At 72.4% G+C, this 14,784-nt stretch carries 17 protein-coding genes and 1 pseudogene; 11 read left to right on the top strand and 7 right to left on the bottom strand.

The window, feature by feature from the left end; all coding sequences use genetic code 11:
* The first annotated feature begins 5 nt into the window (after positions 1-5).
* Together BJ999_RS24195 and BJ999_RS24190 are read left to right on the top strand one after the other, a co-directional pair.
* Positions 6-2,723 (top strand): sensor histidine kinase, encoded by a 2,718-nt coding sequence (locus BJ999_RS24195; RefSeq protein WP_179835402.1) that lies wholly within the window; start codon positions 6-8, stop codon positions 2,721-2,723.
* Between the two features lie 121 nt (positions 2,724-2,844).
* The gene (locus tag BJ999_RS24190; RefSeq protein WP_179835401.1) at positions 2,845-3,438 is read left to right on the top strand and encodes an SPFH domain-containing protein; all 594 of its coding nucleotides are present in this window, start codon (positions 2,845-2,847) and stop codon (positions 3,436-3,438) included.
* A 9-nt stretch (positions 3,439-3,447) separates the two neighbouring features.
* On the opposite strand, the gene BJ999_RS24185 is transcribed toward BJ999_RS24190, so the two are convergent.
* Positions 3,448-4,545: an MFS transporter gene (locus tag BJ999_RS24185; protein ID WP_229810702.1), complete on the bottom strand. Its 1,098-nt coding sequence runs from the start codon at positions 4,543-4,545 to the stop codon at positions 3,448-3,450.
* On the opposite strand from BJ999_RS24185, the gene BJ999_RS43160 reads away from it, so the two are divergent.
* The 3 genes from BJ999_RS43160 to BJ999_RS24175 all read left to right on the top strand — a co-directional run bounded on the left by BJ999_RS43160 (position 4,523) and on the right by BJ999_RS24175 (position 6,259).
* Positions 4,523-4,648 (top strand): hypothetical protein, encoded by a 126-nt coding sequence (locus BJ999_RS43160; RefSeq protein WP_268247870.1) that lies wholly within the window; start codon positions 4,523-4,525, stop codon positions 4,646-4,648. The genes BJ999_RS24185 and BJ999_RS43160 overlap by 23 nt on opposite strands.
* Before the next feature lie 292 nt (positions 4,649-4,940).
* Positions 4,941-5,507, top strand: coding sequence for a TetR/AcrR family transcriptional regulator (locus tag BJ999_RS24180; RefSeq protein ID WP_229810703.1), 567 nt, complete (start codon positions 4,941-4,943; stop codon positions 5,505-5,507).
* Positions 5,508-5,521: 14 nt separating this feature from the next.
* Complete coding sequence (locus BJ999_RS24175) at positions 5,522-6,259, top strand: cupin domain-containing protein (protein ID WP_179835398.1); 738 nt, start codon at positions 5,522-5,524, stop codon at positions 6,257-6,259.
* 14 nt (positions 6,260-6,273) lie between these two features.
* On the opposite strand, the gene BJ999_RS24170 is transcribed toward BJ999_RS24175, so the two are convergent.
* Together BJ999_RS24170 and BJ999_RS24165 are read right to left on the bottom strand one after the other, a co-directional pair.
* Positions 6,274-6,663, bottom strand: coding sequence for a DUF302 domain-containing protein (locus BJ999_RS24170; protein ID WP_179835397.1), 390 nt, complete (start codon positions 6,661-6,663; stop codon positions 6,274-6,276).
* Between the two features lie 60 nt (positions 6,664-6,723).
* Complete coding sequence (locus tag BJ999_RS24165) at positions 6,724-7,410, bottom strand: pentapeptide repeat-containing protein (protein ID WP_179835396.1); 687 nt, start codon at positions 7,408-7,410, stop codon at positions 6,724-6,726.
* Positions 7,411-7,494: 84 nt separating this feature from the next.
* On the opposite strand from BJ999_RS24165, the gene BJ999_RS24160 reads away from it, so the two are divergent.
* Together BJ999_RS24160 and BJ999_RS24155 are read left to right on the top strand one after the other, a co-directional pair.
* Entirely contained in the window at positions 7,495-7,971 is a 477-nt protein-coding gene (locus BJ999_RS24160) for a DUF4279 domain-containing protein (protein ID WP_229810704.1), read from the top strand.
* 130 nt (positions 7,972-8,101) lie between these two features.
* The gene (locus tag BJ999_RS24155) at positions 8,102-8,851 is read left to right on the top strand and encodes a ZIP family metal transporter (protein WP_179835395.1); all 750 of its coding nucleotides are present in this window, start codon (positions 8,102-8,104) and stop codon (positions 8,849-8,851) included.
* A gap of 114 nt (positions 8,852-8,965) precedes the next feature.
* Here the strand turns inward: BJ999_RS24155 and BJ999_RS44060 are convergent.
* Positions 8,966-9,538, bottom strand: a pseudogene (locus tag BJ999_RS44060) (class I SAM-dependent methyltransferase); the annotation flags it as partial.
* Between the two features lie 4 nt (positions 9,539-9,542).
* On the opposite strand from BJ999_RS44060, the gene BJ999_RS24145 reads away from it, so the two are divergent.
* Entirely contained in the window at positions 9,543-9,953 is a 411-nt protein-coding gene (locus BJ999_RS24145) for a VOC family protein (RefSeq protein ID WP_373292897.1), read from the top strand.
* On the opposite strand, the gene BJ999_RS24140 is transcribed toward BJ999_RS24145, so the two are convergent.
* On the bottom strand, positions 9,950-10,444 hold the full coding sequence (locus BJ999_RS24140; protein ID WP_179835393.1) for a MarR family winged helix-turn-helix transcriptional regulator: 495 nt from the start codon (positions 10,442-10,444) through the stop codon (positions 9,950-9,952). The two genes, BJ999_RS24145 and BJ999_RS24140, sit on opposite strands and share 4 nt — an antisense overlap.
* 96 nt (positions 10,445-10,540) lie before the next feature.
* Here BJ999_RS24140 and BJ999_RS24135 point away from each other — a divergent pair, with 96 nt between their 5' ends.
* Together BJ999_RS24135 and BJ999_RS24130 are read left to right on the top strand one after the other, a co-directional pair.
* A complete protein-coding gene (locus BJ999_RS24135; RefSeq protein ID WP_179835392.1) occupies positions 10,541-12,664 on the top strand; it encodes an MMPL family transporter in 2,124 nt (707 codons plus the stop codon).
* A gap of 6 nt (positions 12,665-12,670) precedes the next feature.
* On the top strand, positions 12,671-13,177 hold the full coding sequence (locus tag BJ999_RS24130; RefSeq protein ID WP_179835391.1) for a hypothetical protein: 507 nt from the start codon (positions 12,671-12,673) through the stop codon (positions 13,175-13,177).
* A gap of 26 nt (positions 13,178-13,203) precedes the next feature.
* Here BJ999_RS24130 and BJ999_RS24125 read toward each other — a convergent pair whose 3' ends face one another.
* Positions 13,204-13,602, bottom strand: a complete 399-nt coding sequence (locus BJ999_RS24125; protein ID WP_179835390.1) for an ester cyclase — start codon at positions 13,600-13,602, stop codon at positions 13,204-13,206.
* A gap of 110 nt (positions 13,603-13,712) precedes the next feature.
* Entirely contained in the window at positions 13,713-13,922 is a 210-nt protein-coding gene (locus tag BJ999_RS24120) for a hypothetical protein (protein WP_179831324.1), read from the bottom strand.
* A 165-nt stretch (positions 13,923-14,087) separates the two neighbouring features.
* On the opposite strand from BJ999_RS24120, the gene BJ999_RS24115 reads away from it, so the two are divergent.
* Positions 14,088-14,579, top strand: coding sequence for a cupin domain-containing protein (locus BJ999_RS24115; protein ID WP_179835389.1), 492 nt, complete (start codon positions 14,088-14,090; stop codon positions 14,577-14,579).
* Positions 14,580-14,784: the final 205 nt, after the last annotated feature.

The following is a 14,784-nucleotide window of genomic DNA, read 5'->3' as shown; positions in this document are numbered from 1 at the left end:
GTGTGATGGGACGCGGCAGGTTGCGCGTCTACCTGGGCTCGGCGCCCGGCGTGGGCAAGACCTACGCGATGCTCGCCGAGGGCGGCCGTCGCGCCGGGCGCGGGACCGACGTGGTGGTCGGCTTCGTGGAGACCCACGGCCGGCCCCGCACTGCCGCGCTCCTGGAGGGGCTGGAGATCGTCCCGCGCACCACCGTCTCCTACCGCGGCGCGAGCTTCACCGAGATGGACGCCGACGCCGTCATCGCGCGGCGCCCGCAGGTCGCGCTCATCGACGAACTCGCCCACACCAATGTGCCCGGTTCCCCCCGCACCAAGCGCTGGCAGGACATCGAGCGGATCCTGGACGCCGGCATCGACGTCGTCACCAACGTCAACGTGCAGCACCTGGAGTCGGTGAACGACGTCGTCGAGCAGATCACCGGTGTGCCGCAGCGCGAGACCGTCCCGGACGAGGTGGTCCGCCGCGCCGACCAGGTCGAGCTGGTCGACATGGCGCCCGAGGCGCTGCGCCGCCGGATGGCCCACGGCAACATCTACCCGCCCGAGAAGATCGACGCCGCGCTCGGCAACTACTTCCGGGCAGGCAACCTCATCGCCCTGCGCGAGCTGGCGCTGCTGTGGCTGGCCGACAAGGTCGACGACCAGCTCGACCGCTACCGCGCCGACCACGGCATCGCCGGGACGTGGGAGGCGCGCGAACGCGTCGTCGTGGCGCTCACCGGCGGGCCGGAGGGCGACACCCTGGTCCGCCGCGCCGCTCGCATCGCCGACCGCACCAAGGGCGCCGACCTGCTGGCCGTCCACGTCGCCCGCAGCGACGGGCTGGCCGACGTGAGCCCGGCGAACCTGACCCGGCAGCGCGCCCTGGTGGAGAGCCTCGGCGGCAGCTACCACCAGGTCGTCGGCGCGAACGTGCCGGACGCGCTGCTGGACTTCGCCGGCGGCGTCAACGCCACCCAGCTCGTCCTGGGCGCGTCCCGGCGCGGAAAGCTCGCGCAGCTGTTCTCACCGGGCGTCGGCGTCACGACGACGGCGCGGTCCGGTTCCATCGACGTGCACCTCGTCACGCACGAGGAGATCGGTCAGGGGCGCCGCTGGAGGGCCCTGCGGGCTGCCGGGCTTCCGGCAGCCCGCCGCTACGCCGGGTTCGCGCTGGCCGCGGCCGGGCTGCCGCTGCTGACCGTCCTGCTGGTGCAGATGCGCGTGCAGGTCCCGCTGGCCGGCGACATCCTGCTCTTCCAGGCCGCGGTGGTGGGGGTGGCGCTGGTGGGCGGGCTGTATCCCGCGCTGTTCGCCGCGATCGGCGGTTCCCTGCTGCTGAACTACTTCTTCACCCCACCGACCGGGCACTTCACCGTCGAGCGGCCCCAGGGGCTGCTCCAGCTCGTCGTCTTCGTCGTGGTCGGGGTGACCGTCAGCACGATCGTGGACGTCACCGCCCGCCGCGGCAGGGAGGCGGCCGGGGCCCGCGCCGACGCGGAGGCGCTGTCCACCCTCGCGGGGGACATCCTGCGCGGCGAGCACGGCGCGATCACCACCCGCGGGCACCCCTACGACGCGCTCGGCGGCATCCTCGAACGGCTCCGCGAGACGTTCACGCTGACCACCGTCACGCTGCTGGAGCGCGACCCCGAAGCGCCGGTGACCCCCGACAGTCTCCGCGACCCGGACTGCTGGAGCATCGTCGCCAACACCGGAGGCGAGCCGTGCACCAGCCCGGACGCGGGAGAGGCCGACATCCTCGTCGAGGACGGCACGCTGTCCCTCGTCCTGCGGGGCCGGGCCATGCCCGCCTCGGACCGGCGAGTCCTGGAGGCGTTCGCCGCCCAGGCCGCCGTCGCGCTGCACCACCGGCGGCTGGCCGAGCAGGCCCGGCAGGTCCGGCCGCTGGAGGCCGCCGAGGAGATGCGCACCGCGCTGCTCACCATCGTCAGCCGCGACCTGCGCGCCCCGCTCGCGTCCGCGAGGGCAGCCGTCGAGGGCCTGCGCGGCCCCGACGCGCCCCCGGCCGGCGAGCGCCACGACGACCTGGCCGCCACGGCCGCCGACTCCCTGGCACGGCTCGACCGTCTGGTGGCCGACCTGCTGGACATGAGCCGCCTGCAATCCGGTTCGCTCGGCATGTCCCCGCGCCGGGTCGCCGCCGAGGACGCCGTCCCCCGCGCCGTCAGCGGGAACGATCGGGACGCCGTCGAAATCCGCATCCCCGAGGGCCTGCCCGAGATGGTCGCCGACCCGGCCCTGCTGCAACGCGTCCTGGCCAACGTCATCGCCAACGCCGTCCGTTTCAACCCGCCGGGCGTCCCCGTCCTCGCCACCGCCAGCGCTCTCGGCGACCGCCTGGAGATTCGCGTCATCGACCGCGGGCCCGGCATCAGGCCTGCGGGACGCCACCGCCTCTTCCAGCCGCTCCAGCGCCTCGGCGACCGGGACGGCGAGACCGGCGTCGACCTGGCCCTGGCCCGCGGCCTCGCCGAGGCCATGGACGGCGACCTCACCCCCGAGGAGACCCCCGGCGGCGGCCTGACCATGGTCCTCACCATGCCGACCCGCCCGCGGCGGGTGGCGCGGCCCGTCAGGGAGGCGCCCGCTCCGGGCGGGAACGTCTCGGATTCCGCCCTCGCCGACCCTCTGATCATCGACCGGGTCGCCGCCTGGCGCGACCGCATCGGTCACGGCAAGGACCGCCCCGCCCCGCCGGACGGCCGCCGACACGACTGACGGCCGGCTTCTGCAGGGCCGGTCCTGCTGATTTGGTGGTCGTACCCGATGGCCAGGCGGCCGCCCGGCGGTCACGATGGAAGCACAGGCCGCCAGCCACCGGACCGGCAGGGGAGGATGCGTGACCGAGGGCCTCCCGAGAGACCAACTGCTGCCCGGCTTCCTCACCTGGACGTCGCTGGCCCTCCTCATCTGCCTCGTCCTGATCACGGTGCTGGCCATCGCGTCGCTGCGGGTGGTCCCTGAAGGAGAACGCCTCGTGATCTCCCGCCTCGGCGGTCCCGCCACGGTGCGCGGACCCGGCCGGATGCTGGTGGTGCCGGGCATCGACCGATGGGTCCGCGTCCCGAGGAGGTGGGATCCCCTCGACATATGGCTGGAGGCCCCCACGCGCGACGGGGTGCTCCTGCGGCTGAAGGCCGTGGCCCTGATCTCGGTGTTCGACCCCGCCCGCTACGCGTTGCGGCCGGTTCCGGAGGCGGCGGCGATCAGCGTCATCGTGGAGGGCCATCTGCGCCGCCATGTGGCGGAGCGGCGCCTGAACGAACTGGGCGACCTGACCCCGGGCCGGACGCCCCCACTGACCGCCGACCTGGACGACGCCGTCGGCGAGTGGGGACTGAAGATCACCCTGCTGGAGGTCGTCCGAGCCGACGTCCCCCTCGTCGGCCTCCACCGCTGGCTGACCGGCGACACCCCCGTCCCGCCGACGTGAGCCGATCACTCAGGCCCGGCTGACCACGGTCACGACCATGACGATCGCGGCCGCTCCGCCGAGAATCATGACCGTCGAGGGGGATGTGCGGTCCATGACGACTCCGCCGAGCAGGGCGCCGGTCGACAGCGTCGCCTGGAACGAGGCCGTGAACAGTACGGAGGCCGCCTCCGGGGCGTCCGGGGCCGCTCTGGCGAACCAGGTCTGCGAACAGACCGGAACGGCGCCATAGCCGGCACCCCACAGGACGAGCAGCGCGATGGCGGCCGGATCCCACCGCCCGAGCAGAGGAAGCGCCAGGGTGGCGAAGGCGATCAGACCTCCGGCCACGGCGAAGGTGGCGTGCGGATGGCGGGCCAGAGCCGTGCCCGCGAGAAAGTTGCCCAGGACGCCCGCCACGCCGTAGGCCAGCAGGAACACCGTGATCAGCCCTGAGGACACATGCGTCACCCGTTCCAGGAAGGGCGTGACGTAGGTGTACGCGCCGAAGTGCGCGAGGACGACCAGGACGGTCACCAAGAGCGCGAACCGGGTGTCGAGGCCCCGCATCATGGTGCGCAGCGCGGTGATGCGGGTGGCCCTCTCAGCGGGCAGCGGGGGGACCAGCACGGCGAGCGCGATGAGCACCGCCACCGACAGCAGGCCCATCACCGCGAAACTGGTCCGCCACCCCGCGAGATCTCCGATCAGCGTCCCGAGCGGCACGCCGAGGACCGATCCCAGCGGGACGGCCGAGAAGACGACCGCGGTCGCCCGGCGCGTCGCGTGTGCCGGGACCAGCCGGTCGGCCAGGCCCGCCCCGATCGACCAGAAGCCGCCGATGACCGCGCCGACGAGGACGCGTGACACGAGCATCGCCCAGTACGCCGGGGCGGCGGCGGCGATGAAGTTCGCCGACGCCAGCAGGAACATGCAGGCGCACAGCATGAGCCGCCGGTCGATCCGCGCCGTCGCGACGGTGACCGTGGGCGCGGCGGCCGCCGCCAGGTATCCGGGCATGGTCATCATCAGCCCGGCCGTCCCGTCGGAGACGGTGAAGCCGGAGCCGATGGACGTCAGCAGCCCGATCGGCAGGATCTCGGTGGTGACGATCGCGAAGATCCCCATCATCACCGAGAGCACCGCCGGCCAGTTGGCCACCGCCGACCGCCTCGACGCGGAGGAGTCTTCGGTCAAAGAGGTCGCTGTGGACATCGGTTCCGTCCTGTGAGGGGCAGTGGTGGTGATCGCCCACTCAACAGGCGTCGCCCGCGCAGGTCTGGCGGGTTCGCGACGTCATGGTCCCCGCGCACTATTGGCGGATAATCAACAAGCGTCCAGTGCCGTCGCGACGCGGGAGGAGTGCCTCGCGGTCGACGGCCTCCGCGCCGTAGCCCTCGATCAGCGGCCCGGGCCTGGCGCCGCGGGGCATGTCGACGGCGAGGGCCCACGCGAGGTGGTCATTGGGGAGGGAACGTCGACGCGGGCTCGCCTCTGTACCTATTGGTATGTACACTGGCGGGGTGAGTGCGAGAGAACGGCTGGTGGAGAGTGCGCGCGAGTTGCTGTGGGAGCGCGGGTACGTGGGGACCAGCCCCAAGACGATCCAGCAGCGGGCCGAGGCCGGTCAGGGCAGCATGTACCACCACTTCGCGGGCAAGGAGGAACTCGCTCGCGCCGCCATCGACCGCACCGCCGAGGAGATGCGGGCCGCCATCGACGTCCAGCTGTCCGAGCCGGGTGCGGCCGTCGAGCGCATCGCCGCCTACCTGCACCGGGAACGGGACGTCCTGCGGGGTTGCCCCATGGGCCGGCTGACTCAGGACCCCGACGTCATCGCCACGCCCACGCTGCGCGAACCTGTCGAGGAGACCTTCGCCTGGCTGCGAGCCCGACTGGCGGCGGTGGTGCAGGAAGGGGTGGATCGCGGAGAACTGGAGTCTTCGGTGGCACCTGCGTCCACTGCGGCCGCGATCGTCGCCGCACTCCAGGGCGGCTACGTCCTCGCACGCGCCGCCGACTCCCCGGAGCCCTTCGACCAGGCGATCGAAGGAATCCTCGCGCTGCTCGACGCGCGCACCGTCCGCTGACCTTGGAGAAACGCATGCAGATAACCCGTGGACCCGTCGGCGGCACCGCCGCCCCGGCGGAATGGTTCACCGGTGAGGCCTGGATCGCGCCGGTGGCCGAACCCGGGGCACGGACGCAGGGCGACAGCGTGCGCTTCGCCCCCGGAAGCCGCACCGTGTGGCACCGGCACCCGCTCGGACAGGTGCTCGTCGTCACCAAGGGCGCCGGGCGTGTGCAGCGCCGTGGTGGGCCGGTCGAGACGATCCGGGCCGGCGACATCGTGCGCATCGCGCCCGGCGAGTGGCACTGGCATGGAGCCGCACCCGCCGTCCCGATGACGCATCTGGCCATCGAGCCGATACCGGACGACGGTACTTCCGCCGAGGCCGGGGAGCCGGTCGGCGACAGTGAGTACCACGGCGGCCTCGCGGAGGACGTCCCGCAGGTCACCCGTACGGTGGTGCTCGACCAGCCGCTGTCGCGACCCCGCAGCACGCACCGGGTCGAGGTCCGGCGCATCACCATCGCGCCCGGCCACGCGGCCGGGTTGCACGTGCACAACGGGCCGGTGTTCGGCAGCATCGAGACCGGTTCGGCCGTCTACCAGATCGAAGGCGAAGCGGCGGCCGTCCTCGGCCCCGGTGACGTGTTCCACGAGCCCGAGGGCGCCCGCATCGCGCGCTTCGACGCCGGGGAGGACGGCGTGACGTTCCTCGGGTACTTCCTGCTCGCCGCCGACGAGGCCGCCGAGATGGAGTTCCCCGACCGCTGAGCGCGGCGCCGGGATCAGGCGTCCAGCCGCCTCAGCGCGGTGGCGAGCCGCTCCGCCACCTCGTCGGCGACCGGCTCCAGGTCGGGACGGTCGCTGACCGAGACCATGACCTGCGGGTCCAACGCCTCCACGACGGTGTCGTCGCCGTCGGCGCGCACCACCACGTTGCAGGGCAGCAGCGGGCCGATCCGCTGGTCGACGCCGAGTGCCCGGTGCGCGAGCCGGGGGTTGCAGGCTCCCAGGATGAGGTAGTCGTCCATCGTCTCGCCGAGCTTCTCGCGCAGGGTGGCCCGCACGTCGATCTCGGTCAGCACGCCGAAGCCCTGGACCTTCAGGACCGCGCGCACCTGCTCGACGGCCTCGCCGTACGGCCGGTGAAGCCGGACGCTGATCGCATAGCTCATGATGCTCCCCCTAAGAGGTGCCTTCCCCGTGGAGCTCCCGCGACGCATGCCCGGGGCCGGTCAGTCCTCGATGGTGATGCCGAGTTCCGCGGCGAACGCGTCCAGGAGGGTCATCGCGTCACCGCTCGCGACGATCGCCCCCCGGAACGAGTCCAGGCCGGCGACGCCGCGCAGGTCACAGCCGCGGAACCGGACCGTTCTCATCTCGGCCCCGGAGAACTGGGCGCCGCCGAGCCGGCAGTTCTCGAAGCGGACGCCGGTCATCTCGGCGGACTGGAACGTCGCCTCGGTCAGGTTGCAGTCGCGGAACACCACGTCCCGCAGATGCGCGAACCTGAAGCCGGTGAGGTCGGCGCGGCATCCCTCGACCAGCACGTCCCGCAGGCCGCTCTCGGCGAGCTGCATCCCCGTCATCCGCGCGTTCATGATCTGCACGTTGAACATCCGGGAGTTGAACGCCCGCAGGTTCGCCAGGTCCGCGTCGCTGAACGCGCAGTCCGCGAGCCCGGCCCGGTGCAGGACCAGCCCGGAGAAGACGGTCTGGGTGAACCGGCAGCGCTCGAACTCGACGTCCTCGACACCGTCCGGGTCGTCCATGGACAGGGTGTCCGCGCCGTACTCCAGCGACAGGTACTTGCCGTCATGCCGGATGTGCCGCTCGACCTTCCCGGCGGGCGTGAGCCTGCGGGGGATCCGCGGCGTCTTGGGCTCTCTCACGGGGGGCGAGGCGTGGGTACGAGCGGGCATGCGGCCGACCCTACTAGCCGACGGCGCCCGGCCCCGTCCCGCTCCGCCGCGGAGCCCGGCGCCGGACGCCGGTAGGGTGCCCGCGTGCGGATCTCCCAGTACGCCTACTTCGCCGTGAAATCGAGACGGATGTCAGCGGACGAGATCACGGCGCGGTTGGGCATCGATCCGGACGAGAGGGTCGTGCGCGGCGGCCGCGATGCGCGCCCGCCCCGTCCGGCCAGGCACGTTTGGCGGGTCGTCTGCCGGAAGCCGCACCTCACCGTGGACGAGCAGATCGCGCGGGTCGTGGACAGGCTGTTCGAGCACGCCGGGACCATCGGCGCCCTGGTGGCGGAGCTCGACCGCGCGGACGGAGAGATCCATGCAGGCACGCTGCAGGTGGTCAGGGTGTTCGAGGATCCGCAGGGTGAGGAGGACGACCTGACCGGCCCGGTCGAGGGCCTGGAGAAACTCGCCGGTCAGCACCGGCTGCTGGGCTGGCACCTCGACGCCCGGACGCTGGAGTTCCTCCGGCTGACGAGAGCCGAACTGGACGTCGACGAATACGCCTACGGGTGACCCCCGTCCAGGCCGGCGCCGTTGACCGGGTCTGAGCTCCGGGACGTTTCAGCCGAGCCCGCCGGGTGGCCGATGCGGCACGTTGGACGGCATGGCGTCCGGCGTTCGGGTAATGGTCGAAGGGAGAGCCGTGCAGGGAGCGTTGCAGGCCGGAGGGTGGGGCCTGCTTGCCGGGTCGGCGTTGGTGATGGGCGCCCTGGCCGGCTTCCTCGTGCCGGTTCCGGCGCGGATCGTGGCGGGCGTGATGGCGTTCGGCAGCGGTGTCCTGCTGTCGGCGGTGTCGTTCGACCTGATCGCCGAGGCGAACGAGCGGGGCGGGCTGACCCCGACGGTGATCGGTGCGCTGATCGGCGCGGTGCTCTATGCCGGAGCCGACACCGTCCTGGCCTGGAGGGGCGCGCGGCACCGCAAGCGCTCGGGCAGGCAGCAGCCGTCGGAGGAGCAGCACCCCGGATCGGGGAGCGCGATCGCCCTGGGCGCGCTGCTGGACGGCGTCCCCGAATCCATCGTGATCGGCACGAGTCTTCTGGGCGGCGGCGCGGTCAGCCTGGTCACCGTGGTCGCGGTGTTCATCAGCAACGTGCCCGAAGGGCTCTCCAGCGCCTCGGGGATGCGCCGGGCGGGACGCGGCCGCGGCTACGTCTTCGGGCTGTGGAGCGGGATCGCGGTGATCAGTGCCCTGGCGGCGGTCTTCGGTTACACGGTGCTCGGCGACGCCTCCGCCGACGTCCTGGCCGGCATCACCGCGCTGGCCGGCGGCGCCATCCTCACCATGATCGCCGACACGATGATCCCCGAGGCCTACGAGGACACGCACCTGCTCACCGGATTGATCATCGTCGTGGGGTTCCTGGCGGCGTTCGCCCTGTCCCACGCCTGACCGGCGGTGTCGGGAGGCGGGGCCCGCGCCGGCGGGCACGCGACCGGCCGCCGACATCTCCTTCGCGCCACCGGCCGTGCGCGTGTCACCCGGCATACGAGGAAGGCCGAGCCAGATCCAGGTGGTGGGCCGGCCGGTCCGGTGCCCGGACGCCTTCAGGGAGTCGTCGAGCCTGTCGGCGGTGAAGTCGACGGGCACGAAGGTGACCTTCCCGGCGGGCGAGGAGAGGGCCGCGGCGCGCTGCCGCTTGTCCTGCTGGGAACGGGGGTGGTCGACCTCGAAGACGGCGGTTCCGGCGAGCTCGGGCATCCGCCACGCCCGTCCGTCCAGGCCGGCGCCCAGGATCACGACCTGCGGGTGGGTGCGCTCCCTGACGGCATCGTCGATGGCGACCGTGCGGGGCACCAGCCCCTCGGCCGTGGCCCGCAGGAACTCGTACTCCAGCCGGGGTCCCCAGCCCTCGGGAGGCACGCCCGAGCGGGCCTGCTCCACCGCGACGAGTTCTTCGGGGCGGAGCAGCACCGACGCGGTGGGATCGTCGAACCGGTCGGGGCCAGACGGCCGTGCGCCACGGCCCGGGCCTGGCAGACGAGCACGGCGGTACGGCTGCCCTGCGTCTCGTCCATGCCGGGTATCGCTTCGTTCCGTGGCCGCATGATCGCTCGGACGACCGCACCGTACCCTCATGACGGTGCGGCTTGATCTCATCACGATCGTCGTGGACGACTACGACGACGCCATCGCGTTCTTCACCGGCGCTCTCGGGTTCGACATGGTCGAGGACTCGCCATCGCTCACCAACGACGGCCGTCCCAAGCGGTGGGTGGTGGTCCGGCCGCCGGGCGCTCGGACGGGCATCCTGCTCGCCCGCGCGGACGGCCCGCACCAGGCCGCCGTGGTCGGGAACCAGGTCGCGGGGCGCGTGGGGTTCTTCCTGCGGGTGGAGGACTTCGACGCCGCCTACGAACGCATGACGATCGCGGGCGTGGAGTTCGTCACCCGGCCCCGCTCCGAACCCTACGGACGCGTCGCCGTCTTCCTCGATCTCGCCGGAAACCGCTGGGACCTGCTCGGTCCCGCCCAGAACGCGCCGTCGGCCTAGCGGCCCGAACCGCGGGCGCGGAGCTTGGAGAGTTCCTCGTTCATCGCGCGGAGGAAGCGCAGGATGAGGCGCAGTTCCTCCTCGCTGAACCCGCCCCGCGCCGCCTCGGTGCTCTCCGCCAGCGGGCGGAAGTACTCGCGGGCCATGGTCATGGCGGACGGCTCGTACCGCAGATGGACGACCCGCCGGTCGGCCGGGTCGCGCGCCCGGGTGATGTGGCCGAGGCGTTCGAGGCGGTCGAGGCAGGCGGTGACCGCGCCGGAGGTGACGTTCAGCTCCTCGCGCAGGCGCCCCGGGGTCATCGGCCGGTCGGGGGTGCGCTGCCGTGCGTCCATGATCGCGACCAGGGCCTGGACGTCGGTCGGGTGCAGGCCGCTGGCATGGGCGAACTCGTGCGCGATCCGGTTGAACTCGGAGTTCAACCGGCGCAGCTCGACGGCGAACGACCGGAGGCCGGCGGGACCCTCCGTCTCCTCCGCTCCCTCGGCCATGCCGATCAGATTACAATACCTCAATCATTGAGATAGTTAATGATTGAGGTATTTGTGGGTATGGCCGCGGCAGGTCGAACTCGCTGGGAGGAACCGATGCGAACACCGCCGCGCCCGATCCGCTGGGCGATCCCGGCAGTGCTGCTCCTGGTCTGGCTGGCCGTCGGCGGCGCCCTCGGCCCCTATGCCGGGAAGCTCGGTGAGGTCTCCACCAACGACCAGGCGGCCTTCCTGCCGCGCAGTGCCGAGTCCACCCGGGTCCTGCGGGCGCAGCAGGCCTTCGATGAGAAGGAGACCGTCCCCGCCATCGTCGTGTGGACGGTGAACGGCCGCGTCTCCGACGCCCAGCGGGACGCGGCGACCCGCGCGCTCGCCGGGCTGCGGGGCGCGCCCGGCACGCTCGGGACACCGTCGCCGGCCCTGCGCTCGGACGACGGCCGGGCGCTGGAGGGCGTCGTCCCGCTCAGGCCCGACCTCGACGACGAACTGCCGGCCGTGCTGGACCGGGTCCGTGCGGCGGCGAAGACCGTCCCCGGGGCGAAGGCGCAGATCAGCGGGCCGGCCGCCACCCGGGCGGACCTGTCGGACGCCTTCGCCGGGATCGACGGGCTGCTGCTGGGCGTCGCGCTCATCGCCGTCCTGGTCATCCTGCTGCTGGTCTACCGCAGCGTCCTGCTCCCGCTGGTGATCATCCTCGGGGCGGTGTTCGCGCTGGGCCTGGCGTGCGCGGTGGTCTACGCGCTGGCCAAGAACGACCTCGTCCGGGTCGACGGCCAGGTCCAGGGCATCCTGTCGATCCTGGTCATCGGCGCCGCCACCGACTACGCGCTGCTGCTCGCGGCCCGCTTCCGGGAGGAGGCGGCGGCCGGCCGGGACCGCTTCACCGCCGGGTGGGCGGCGGTGCGCGGATCGTTCAGCGCGATCGTCGCCAGCGGAGCCACCGTCGCGCTCGGCCTGCTCGCGCTGCTGCTCAGCAACCTCACCAACAACCGGGCCCTCGGGCCGGTGGGCGCGATCGGCATCGCCTGCGCCGTCCTCAGCGCGCTGACGTTCCTCCCGGCGGTCCTCGTCGTGCTCGGACGGATCGCGTTCTGGCCCGCGAAACCCCGGCCCCCGGCCGAAGGCGCCCGCGGGGGAAGGGGCCTCTGGGCCCGCGTCGCCGACCTCGTCGACCTGCACCCGCGCCGCGTCGTCGCCGGAACGGGCATCGCCCTCATCGCCTGTGCCGCGTTCGCCCCGGGGCTGCGCGCCCACGGCGTCCCGCTGGAGGAGACGTTCACCAATGACGCGCCCTCGGTCGCCGCGCAGCGGACGCTCTCCGAGCACTTCCCCGGCGGTTCCGGCCAGCCGGCGGTCATCATCGCCGACGCGGCGCGGGCCCAGGCCGTCACCGATGCCGCCGTCCGGACGGAGGGCGTCGCGGACGCCGCGCCCGTCGGCGAGTCCGGCCGCCCCGGCGGGCCGCCGAAGGTCGTGGACGGGCGGGTCCGGATCGACGCGACGCTGAAGGCGGCCGCCGACAGCGACGCCGCGAAGGCCGCCCTCAAGCGCCTGCGCGCCGCCGTGCACGGCGTCCCCGGGGCGGACGCGCTGGTCGGCGGCTACACGGCCCAGCAGTACGACACCCAGAAGACCGCCGCCCACGACCGAACGGTCATCATCCCGGTCGTTCTGGCGATCATCCTGGTCATCCTGGTGCTGCTCCTGCGCTCGCTGCCGCTGCCCGTCCTGCTCATCGCGACCGTCGCGCTGAACTACGTCGCCACGCTCGGTGTCGCGGCCCTGGTGTTCCGTCACCTGTTCGGCTTCACCGGCCTGGACGCCTCGGTGCCGCTCTACGGTTTCGTGTTCCTGGTCGCGCTCGGCGTCGACTACAACATCTTCCTCATGTCGCGGGTCCGGGAGGAGACGCGGCGCTGGGGCGTGCGGGAAGGCGTGCTCCGCGGCCTGACGGCGACCGGCGGCGTCATCACCTCCGCGGGAGTCGTGCTGGCCGCCACGTTCGCCGCCCTGGTCGTCATCCCGCTGTCGTTCCTGGCGCAGATCGCGTTCATCGTCGCGTTCGGCGTGCTGCTGGACACGCTCGTGGTGCGGTCCCTGCTGGTCCCGGCGCTCGTCCGGATGATCGGCCCCAAGGTGTGGTGGCCCACCCGCTTCACCCGCCATCCGCGGAACGCCGGAACAGCCGAGGCCGTCCATGCAACCCCGAGAGACAGGTGACGAGGCGTGGGCAACACCTTCGAAGCGCTGGGGACGTCCGGGGGCGATCTGTATCTGTCCAATGGCGGGACGGACGTCTTCTTCGACGTGCTCACCCTGGCCGGGTGCGCCCTCGCCGAGTCCGTCTGGGAGAGCAATCTCGTGCTGCTGTTCGCGGACGGACATCGCCTCGGCCGCGGTACGGACGGATTCGATCTGAACTCCCTGCCGTGGACGGCGGACTGGCCGGCCGAGAAGGCGTTCGTGCTGCGCGTCCTCGACCTGGCGATGACACGGCACGGCTGGGGGCTTCTCACCTACGAACCTCCTTTCGCCCTCGACTACCTGCGCCGATACCGCGCGATGGTGGACGGATGGCCCGCCCCCGTCGCCGTGGAGACTCCGGCGACGCGGCCCGATTGGAGCGTCCCGCCGCCTCCCGGATTCCTGGAGCGCTGCCCGAAGCACGGCATCTACCAAGGCATGCTGGGCTGCCGCCTCTGCGACCCGACCCTTCAGCCCCTGCCCGAGTGACGGCCCGGGGGAGTGCTCGGCGGAGATCACTCCATGCCGAGTGCGCGGGCGAGGGACTCGGTATCGGAGATCACCCAGTACTCCGCGAACCGGCCGTCCTCGGCGCGCAGGACGTCGTGGCCGCTGAACGACACCGCCGTGCCCTCGGGGGCGGTCGCTCCGGGCATGCCGCCCCTGAACCGTCCGGCGAACGTCCACCGGGCGGCGACCCGGTTCCCGTCCACGATCGGGCCCACGTCCAGCGTCACGGTGACGCCCTCGAAGGGTGCGTGCCCCTGCCGCAGAATGTCGATCAGCTCTTCGGCCCCGCGCACCTCCTGACCCGGCCAGTGCCCGACGAAATCCGGCGTGACCAGCTCGCGGGCGAGTCCGAAGTCCCCGGCCCACATCTCCAGCAGCCACCGCTCGTACAACGTGCCGATCACGCGGTCCTCCTCGTCCCTCACCCGTACCGTCGTCCCCCGCGGACCTTCTCCGACGCCCCCGGTGAGATCAGGTCGCGAGGTCGAGGTGCGCTCCGGGCTCCGGGGCCACCTCAGGACTCGGAGAAGTCGTCCCGCGACAGCCCCTTCTCGGCCATCTTGTCCTCGAGTTCGGCGCCCAGTTCGGTGCGCACGTCGGGTCGCGACTCGCGCTCTTCGTCGGGCTCCACCTGATCGGTGTCCTCGGTCTTCGGAGCGTTCTCCTCCGGCGTGGTCAACTCCGCCCCCTCGGTGTCGAATGAGTCGCCGGCTCCTCCGGCCACCGCATACGGCTACCCGGCCACACCCGGCTCTAACGACCACGCCCGGCACGTCCGTCACCCGGGGCGTGGCCCGGTCGGTGGTGTACGTCACAGGCCCGTGCTGTCGCGCATGCTTGTCAGGGCCGGACGCCACGATGGGGCGGGACAGTCGACGAGGAGGCCGGAATGTCGTACCCGAAAGAGCTCTTCCACGGTGACGAGGGCGAGGTCAGCGGCACATGGTGGAAGAGCGGCTCCGCGCCCGACCTGCTGATCGGCACGCGCTCGAAGGTGCACTACCTGGCCACGGGCGAGTCCACGGGCGGGCAGTACGGGCTCTACCGGTGGGACATGGGAGCCGAGCCCGGTCGCGGCGCGGGCGCGCACTTCCACAAGACGATGTCGGAGTCGTTCTTCGTCCTGTCCGGCACCGTCGCCCTCTATGACGGGGACCGCTGGGTCGACGCCCCGCCCGGCGACTTCCTGTTCGTCCCGCCGGGCGGGATCCACGCGTTCGACAACCCGCACGGGGCGGCTTCGATGCTGGTCCTGTTCGCTCCGGGGGCTCCGCGTGAGGCCTACTTCGAGGAGCTGGCGGAGATCGTGGGGAGCGGGCGGCAGCTCAGCGAGCGAGAGTGGGCCGACCTCTACCACCGCCACGACCAGTACATGGTCTGAGCGGGCGGCCGGGGATCCGCGGGGAGGGGCGGCGGAGGGCGCGAGAAGGAGGACTCTCCCCGCCACTCTCAACGTATAGCGCACCCGGGGGCTTGCGGCAAGACCCGGGTCGTGGCGCAGAATCGGCGGCCGAGGCCAGAACCTGCGGAAACCGGGGGCGCAGTGCAGGAGGCGTCGTCGCCGCGCGATTCGCGCGGGGACGGCG

This window comes from Actinomadura citrea (genome assembly GCF_013409045.1).
In the GTDB taxonomy this organism is placed as follows: Bacteria; Actinomycetota; Actinomycetes; order Streptosporangiales; family Streptosporangiaceae; genus Spirillospora; species Spirillospora citrea.
This window is presented reverse-complemented; position numbering and strand designations above follow the sequence as displayed.

Excerpts from the sequence above, each read along its gene's own strand:
- BJ999_RS24175 (WP_179835398.1), top strand. The coding sequence starts at position 5,522 with ATGCAGATAACCCGTGGACCCGTCGGCGGCACCGCCGCCCCGGCGGAA.
- BJ999_RS24170 (WP_179835397.1), bottom strand. The coding sequence starts at position 6,663 with ATGAGCTATGCGATCAGCGTCCGGCTTCACCGGCCGTACGGCGAGGCC.
- BJ999_RS24185 (WP_229810702.1), bottom strand. The coding sequence starts at position 4,545 with ATGGGGATCTTCGCGATCGTCACCACCGAGATCCTGCCGATCGGGCTG.
- BJ999_RS24115 (WP_179835389.1), top strand. The coding sequence starts at position 14,088 with ATGTCGTACCCGAAAGAGCTCTTCCACGGTGACGAGGGCGAGGTCAGC.
- BJ999_RS24195 (WP_179835402.1), top strand. The coding sequence starts at position 6 with ATGGGACGCGGCAGGTTGCGCGTCTACCTGGGCTCGGCGCCCGGCGTG.
- BJ999_RS24165 (WP_179835396.1), bottom strand. The coding sequence starts at position 7,410 with ATGCCCGCTCGTACCCACGCCTCGCCCCCCGTGAGAGAGCCCAAGACG.
- BJ999_RS24140 (WP_179835393.1), bottom strand. The coding sequence starts at position 10,444 with ATGGCCGAGGGAGCGGAGGAGACGGAGGGTCCCGCCGGCCTCCGGTCG.
- BJ999_RS24135 (WP_179835392.1), top strand. The coding sequence starts at position 10,541 with ATGCGAACACCGCCGCGCCCGATCCGCTGGGCGATCCCGGCAGTGCTG.